Genomic DNA, 7,520 nt, shown 5'->3' with positions numbered 1-7,520 from the left:
AAAATATTTGCTTAATGCCTTTAACATAACATCTCGTTTTTTTCTATAAATTTTAATATTTGATTCTATATTTTTATCTATATCGTTCTGACGGCAGTATTCATAAACAATTAATTGATTTAAAATAGTAGTGCACAAATCAGTTGCTTGCTTCATAATTACTATTTTTTCAATAATTTTTTTATCCCCTAAAACCCAGGCCAATCTTAGACCAGGACATAATATCTTGGAAAAGGTCCCTAAACTAATCACATAACCCTCATTATCTAAAGAATAAATAGAAGGAAGTGGTTCTCCTTCAAATCTAAGTTTGTCGTAAGGATTGTCTTCTAAAATAAATACTTCAAATTTTTGAGCTATTTCCAGGACTCTTTTTCGCCGCGGTAAAGACATAGTTACTCCAGCAGAATTTTGAAAATTGGAAATAGTATAGATAAATTTCACCTTTTGGCCTTCCTTTTTAAGTTGAGTAAGTGTCTCTTCTAAAATATCCACCTCTACACCTTCATTATCCATAGAAATACCCTTCATCTCTCCTCCATAGCTACGGAAAGCATTTAAAGCTGCTAAATAACTGGGTAATTCTACTATCACTATATCTCCGGGGTTTAATAAAACTTTACTCATCAGATCTAAACCTTGCTGGGAACCTGATGTAATTACAATATTATCTAATCCTAGTTTTTTATTATCTTCAGAAAACCAATTTAATATTAATTCTCTTAATTCTGGTAAACCCTCAGTACTGCTGTATTGTAAGGCACAAGCACTATTTTTGGCCAATATTTGTTGGGTTACCTGGTTTATTTCCTTAGCCGGGAAAGTAGCAGGATCAGGCATACCACCAGCTAAGGATATAACATTAGACCTTTGAATTATTTTTAAAGTTTCTCGTATGGTTGAAGCCTTCATTCTCGAAGCTAAAACAGAGTAAAATTCTTCAATATTTATCGACATGGTTTATCCTCCTTTATATTTTTTATTTTTAAATACATTTTACTTATATTCCTTAGCCTCTTCTTCTCCTTTTAATACCCTGACTGCCCCTAAAGCCAGAGCTTTCATTTCATCAGTTCCAGGATATACAGTAATAGGAGCGATAAAATTGACCCTTTCCTTTATCCAACCTATAAAAGTCTTGCCTAATGCACCTTTATCTCTTGCTCCGTTTCCAGTTATAACTATAGCGTCTACTTCTCCTTTTAACACAGCTGCCATCGCTGCTATCTCTTTTGCTATTTGATAGGCCATAGCCTGATACAATAATTCAGCTTTCTTATCTCCTTTACTAATTCTTTCTTCTACCTCTAAAGAATTGTTCGTACCCAAATAAGCTACTAATCCACCCTGTCCCATAATTTTCTTTAACATTTCTCGGAGAGTATATTTTCCGGAGTAACATAGTTTTACCAATTCCGCACTAGGTAAACCCCCAGTTCTTTCCGGACTAAATGGTCCTTCTGCACTTGCATTGTTCACATCTATCATTCTGCCTTTACTATGAGCACTTACTGAAATTCCACCCCCTAAATGAACCACTACTAAATTAAGTTCTGGATAAGATTTCCCTAAATCTTGAGCCATTCTTCTTGCTGCTACCTTTAAGTTAAGAGCGTGACATAAACTTTCTCTTTCCATCTCAGGCATTCCCGAAATTCGAGCAATCGGTTCAAACTCATCAACTGCTATTGAATCAACAATAAAAGATGGCACTCCCGCTTTTTGAGCCAGATCATAAGCAATAATTGCTCCTAAATTTGAAGCATGTTCTATCCGTGGCCTTTCTTTTAAATCTTCCACCATTAATTCATTTATTTGGTAAGTTCCACTATGAACTGGTTTTAAGACTCCTCCTCTGCCCACTATCGCATCTAAAGAATTGATTTCAATGTTTTTCTTTTTTAAAAAATTAATAATTATTTCTGCTCTAAATTTATGCTGATCGGTTATTTTTTTATACTTCGACAATTCTTCTAAGCCGTGTCTGATTATTTCTTTATCCAATAATTTATCATCTTCAAAAAGAGCAATAGCTGTAGAAGTTGAGCCAGGATTTATTACTAATATTTTTAATTTTTTATACATCTATATCTCCTCTATACTTCCTATATATTTTATTAAAGCAATTTCTATGCCAATTTATAGTAAAAAATAAAATAAAAAAAATAGCTTTTACTGACTAAAAAAGCTACTTTTTAAATAAATCAAGATATTTTATTTTTATTTTCATTTGCATATATTTGCATATTTTAGCATTATGTGCAATATTTTGTCAATAATTACATTTGTATAGTAATCAAATTGTGGTTATTAGTTTCAATAATATGGAGAGGGCACAATTCCTGTCTGCGTGCGGACCTGTCTGCGTGCGTACACGCACAGGCAGGCACGCACAGGCAGGCATTGTGCCCCTACAACCAAACGATTTTTTTCTAACTACTAATTTAATCGGTCAATCGGTGCATTGGTCAATCGGTAAATCGGTCAATTGTCCTTTACTTGCATTCATATATCTTTTTGATATTATACTTTTTAATCTTGTAATAAAAACTCCTCAAGCTAATTCCTAACTTTTTTGCAGTCTTTAAACTGTCCCCATTGGTAGACTTCAATGCATTTATTAGGGCAACCTTTTCTGTAAGGTCCTTTATATTTTTTAGATTATTTTTACCCCAATCAAAATCAGCGAAAGGAGTATTTTTAGAATCACTAATCAATTTTTCTTTAATTATTCCCACTTCATATAAATCGATTAAAGGAGGAATATGTTTGGGTAAAATTGATTCTTCACTTAATTTCATATTTATTACTGCTCTTTCAATAACATTTTCTAATTCTCTAACATTTCCCGGCCAGGCATAATCCAATAATATATTTAGAGCTTCTGGCAAAATCCCTTTTACATTCCTACCAAAATCTTGATTAGATTTTCTAATCAGATTATTTACTAAAAGAGGCATATCCTCCTTTCTTTCTCTTAAAGGGGGGATATAAATAGGAATAACATATAATCGATAATAAAGGTCTTCCCTTAATCTTCCTTCTTTTACAGCATTTTTTAAGTCAATGTTGGTAGCAGAGATTATTCTTACATCTACATTAACCGGACTCCCCCCTCCTACTCTTATAATCTCTTTTTCCTGAAGAACTCTCAACAACTTAGCCTGTAAATTCAAGCTCATTACTCCGATTTCATCTAAAAATATAGTTCCTTTATCAGCTTCTTCAAATAATCCTTTTTTTCCAGTTCTTTTGGCCCCGGTAAATGCCCCTCCCTCGTAACCAAAAAGTTCACTCTCCAATAGAGTATCCACTAAGGCAGAACAATTCACTCGGATAAATTGTTTATTATTCCTTTTGCTGGCATGGTGGATAGCATGAGCAAATAATTCTTTCCCAGTTCCACTTTCTCCCTGAAGCAAAACAGTTGCTGGCGTCTGGGCAGCTTTCATCGCTTGTTCTTTAGCAATAATCATACCCCTACTTTCCCCCACAATATCTGCAAAAGTATATTTTGATTCTAAATGTCTAACCCTTTCTTTAACTCGCTCTAACTCTTCATTTAAATATTTAATTTCAGAAACATCGTGAATTACTGCCACGCTGCCTTTTAACACTCCATCTACTATAACTGGAGCAACATTCACTATTACTTCTTTACGGTTAGGACCCACTCTCATTCTCACTCCATGTACTGGTTTCCCGGTCCTCAGCACTTTTAAATGCATACTTTCTCCCCCATCAGCAATATCAATAGTAGGTGATTTCCCTAATACATCTTCTTCGGTTAAACCGGTAAGTCGGGTATAAGCAGGGTTAATGATAGTATGCAAACCTTTTTCATCTACTACGGAAATGGCATCATCAGTAGAATGGATTATGGATTTTAAAGTACTCTGAATCTCTTTTTGTGTGACAATTTCTTGCAGCCATTTATCTTTATTTGCATTAATCTTCTCTTTCATAAGCTAACAACCTTATAGTAATTGACCGATTGACCGATTGGCCAATTTACCAATTGAATTCAATATACTGTCTTCTCTTCCGTCTTCTATTTAGCAAATTCTGGTTTCCTCTTTCCTACCTAAACGCTAAACGCTATACGCTATACGCTATCCGCTATTATGCTATCTTCACTTATTACTCATTACACATTACCTATTACTGTATTATCTATTTAACATTTTTTGGGCGTGCTGGATAGTAATCTCACTAACTTGATTGCCATCTAACATACGAGCAATTTCCTGGATTTGTTCTTCCCCCTTCATTTCTTTTAAACTTATCCCGGTCTGATCATTTAAAACATATTTTTCAATATAAAAATGCCTCTTGGCTCTACAAGCTATCTGAGGCAAATGGGTTACACAAATTATCTGTCTACCCTCAGAAAGATTCTTCAATTTTTGAGCAATAACCTCACCTAAGCGCGCCCCTACTCCACTATCGATTTCATCAAAGATCAAAGTGGGAACTTGATCGACTTCGGAGAGGATTGATTTCAAAGCCAGCATAATTCTTGATACTTCTCCTCCCGAGATAATCCGAACCAAAGGACGTAATCTTTCCCCGACATTGGGAGAAATTATAAACTCAATATCATCAATACCTTTAGGGCCAATCTTATATTTTTTGCCATCTATTTCTATCCCCTCATTATCTTCATAACGATGGATAGAAACTTTAAATTGACACCTCTTCATATTTAAATCTTCTAATTCCCTCACTACCATTTTCTCTAAATCCTCAGCAATCTTTCTCCGCTTTAAGCTTAGGTTATGGGAAATATTAGAAATCTTATTTTCCAAGGAATTAATTTCTTCTTTTAATTTTTCAACCCTATCTTCACTATAATCAATAGTTTTTAATTCCTGATCTATTTTTTGGCGATATTGTAATATTTCTTCTATGGTAGAACCATATTTACTTTTTAAAGTATTAATCAGATTTAATCTTCCTTCAATTTCTTTTAACTTTTTGGTATCTAAATCTATCTTATCTTTATATTTTATAATCTCATTAACGATATCCTCAAGTTGATATCCTATTATTTTTAAATCTTCTTTTATCTTTCCTATCCGTTGGTCTAAGGAAGCAATTTCCCCCAAATCTATAGATACTTCATTTAAAGAATCTCTTAATGAGTGCTGCTCTAATCCACCTTCGTAGAGAATTAAATTTGCTTTTTCCATCGTCTCAATAATTTTCTCCGCATTTCTTAATACCATTTCTTCCTCTTCTAAAACTTTATCCTCATTTCTAACTAAAGAGGCTTTATCTATTTCATCTAATTGATATTTTAAAAAATCTATCCTCTTTAAATTATCTTCTTTATTTCTGATCAATTGAAATAACTTCTCTTTCTTGTCTCGCCACAATCGATAAAAACCAAACAATTCTTTTCTAAATTTTATAATTTCATCTCCTCCCAGATTATCTATCAAATCTATATGTTTAGAAGGATCTAAAAGAGATTGATGATTATGCTGGCCGTGCAAATCAACTAAAAAATTCCCTATATCCTGAAGCATAGATAAATTTACCAACCTCTGGTTAACCCAGCACTTATTCCGTCCTTTCCTACTAACTTCCCGCCTAATCAGTAAATTCCCTTCTTCATCGACAATTTCCATATCCGGATTTAAATCACTTATGATCTCTTTCTCTTGTGGAGTTAATAGAAACAGTCCTTCTACTATTAAACTATCTTCTCCATCTCGAATTAAATCAGAAGTGGCATGGCTTCCTAAAATTAAATCTATTGCTTCTATGATAATGGATTTTCCCGCTCCAGTTTCTCCAGTTAAGACATTTAATCCTTCCTCAAATTCTATATTCAATTCTTTTATTAAAGCCATATTTTTTATGTTTAATTGAAATAACATCTATTTCTATATCCACCTAATTATATTAGGATACCTTAATTATTTATTTACCTGGCCACTCCATCTTAATTTTTCCCGTAAAATAGCATAAAAACTTTTCTCTTTAAAAGCAATTAATCTGGTTTTATAAATAGATTTTTTTACTATTACTTCATCTTTTGGTTCTAAAGTAAAACCTTCCTGACCATCTATAGTAACCATTACCTCTTCCTCACTCAACTCTAAAGTTATTCTTACTTGATCATTTTCACCAATAATTAAAGGCCGAGTAGATAGGGTATGGGGACAGATAGGAGTAAGTATCATAGAATTTATATTAGGATTAACAATGGGACCACCGGCAGAAAGAGAATAAGCCGTGGAGCCAGTAGAAGTAGAAATAACTAATCCATCTGCAGAATAGGTGATAACATAATCATCATTAATATAAGTAGCTAAAGAGATTAGGCGAGCAAATGCCCCTTTGCCAATAACTATATCATTTAAAGCAGTAAATTTCTTTATCTCTTTTTCTTTTCTTTTTACTATACCATCTAACATCATTCTCTCATCAAGGAAACATTTTCCTTGATATATTTTTTCTAAAAATATTTCCAGGTTATCGATACCGATTTGGGTTAAGAAACCCAATCCTCCTAAATTCACTCCAAAGATTGGAATCCCATCGGTAGCAGCTATTTTAGCCGCCCTAAGTAGAGTTCCGTCTCCTCCTAAAGAAATTATCAAATCCACTGAGTTAAAGAATTTTTCGTTAGTGCAGCTAAAATCTTTTCTTCTAATTCCTTTATCCTTACCTCCTTCTACATAAACTTTTATCTTTTTAAAGCTTAACCAATCAACTATCCAATTAGTTATTTCCTGAGCTTTTTCTTTTTCGTAATTAATCACTAAGCCCACACTATTTAATTTTATCTTCATCTATGTCCTCACTTGAAGCAAATAATATAAAACTAAAGTAAAAATTGCTCCGGCTAAGAAATATACTATCTTGATCAGCCATTGACGAAAGGTTATTTCGAATTGAAACTTAACCTCAGAGATACTCTTATTTTTCATATTTAATAAGATAATACCATTGGGTTGATAGGCAAGATAATATTCCAACATCTGTCTTCGGGTCTCTCGGTTAGTAATATAAGGGACTTTCTCTCCGTTTTTAACTTCTACTACATAAACTTTTCCCCTCTTTCTAACCAGGTAGTCTATTCGCACTAAATATCGATGAATCTTATCTCCAATACTAATATGGAGTGGTTTACTTTTTTGAGCATCTATGATGGTATAACCTTTTTTTCTTAATATTTTTTCTGCTTCTTTTTCTGCCTGTCTGCTTTTAGAAAATCTCTGCTTTAATTTTTTAGTCCTTAACCAATTAGTTATTTTGATATACAGAATCAGGCAAATTATCCCTCCACCAATAATTAAACTTAAAATTAAAACTCCATTTTCACTTATATCCAAGAATTTCACTCCCATAATCTCTTACTTTAATTTAACTTCTTCATCCACTCCTCTGCTTTATAAAATTAAATATTATTTAACCAGATGATAATATATTATTTTTTAAGAGAAAGTTCTTGGTGAGCTTGATCTACTACTTCTTCAATTAAATGAGGGAAATAGCTTATCTTCTCT

At 32.9% G+C, this 7,520-nt stretch carries 6 protein-coding genes; all 6 read right to left on the bottom strand.

Annotation, left to right across the window (positions count from 1 at the left end):
* Positions 1-957, bottom strand: a 957-nt coding sequence (locus COZ07_RS10460) for a PLP-dependent aminotransferase family protein (protein WP_406608510.1), incomplete at its 3' end; no start/stop codon positions are given.
* 39 nt (positions 958-996) lie between these two features.
* Complete coding sequence (buk, locus tag COZ07_RS10455; RefSeq protein ID WP_406608509.1) at positions 997-2,085, bottom strand: butyrate kinase; 1,089 nt, start codon at positions 2,083-2,085, stop codon at positions 997-999.
* A gap of 410 nt (positions 2,086-2,495) precedes the next feature.
* Positions 2,496-3,965, bottom strand: a complete 1,470-nt coding sequence (locus tag COZ07_RS10450; protein WP_406608508.1) for a sigma-54-dependent Fis family transcriptional regulator — start codon at positions 3,963-3,965, stop codon at positions 2,496-2,498.
* 204 nt (positions 3,966-4,169) lie between these two features.
* Positions 4,170-5,885 (bottom strand): DNA repair protein RecN, encoded by a 1,716-nt coding sequence (gene recN, locus COZ07_RS10445; protein WP_406608507.1) that lies wholly within the window; start codon positions 5,883-5,885, stop codon positions 4,170-4,172.
* Between the two features lie 39 nt (positions 5,886-5,924).
* Positions 5,925-6,803 (bottom strand): NAD(+)/NADH kinase, encoded by an 879-nt coding sequence (locus tag COZ07_RS10440; protein WP_406608506.1) that lies wholly within the window; start codon positions 6,801-6,803, stop codon positions 5,925-5,927.
* Positions 6,804-7,361: a hypothetical protein gene (locus COZ07_RS10435; protein WP_406608505.1), complete on the bottom strand. Its 558-nt coding sequence runs from the start codon at positions 7,359-7,361 to the stop codon at positions 6,804-6,806.
* Positions 7,362-7,520: the final 159 nt, after the last annotated feature.

The sequence above is a fragment of the Candidatus Infernicultor aquiphilus genome, from assembly GCF_002784285.1.
GTDB classification, from domain to species: domain Bacteria; phylum Atribacterota; class Phoenicimicrobiia; order Phoenicimicrobiales; family Phoenicimicrobiaceae; genus Infernicultor; species Infernicultor aquiphilus.
The sequence above is the reverse complement of the archived record's forward strand: the minus strand, read 5'-3'. Positions and strand labels throughout refer to the sequence as shown.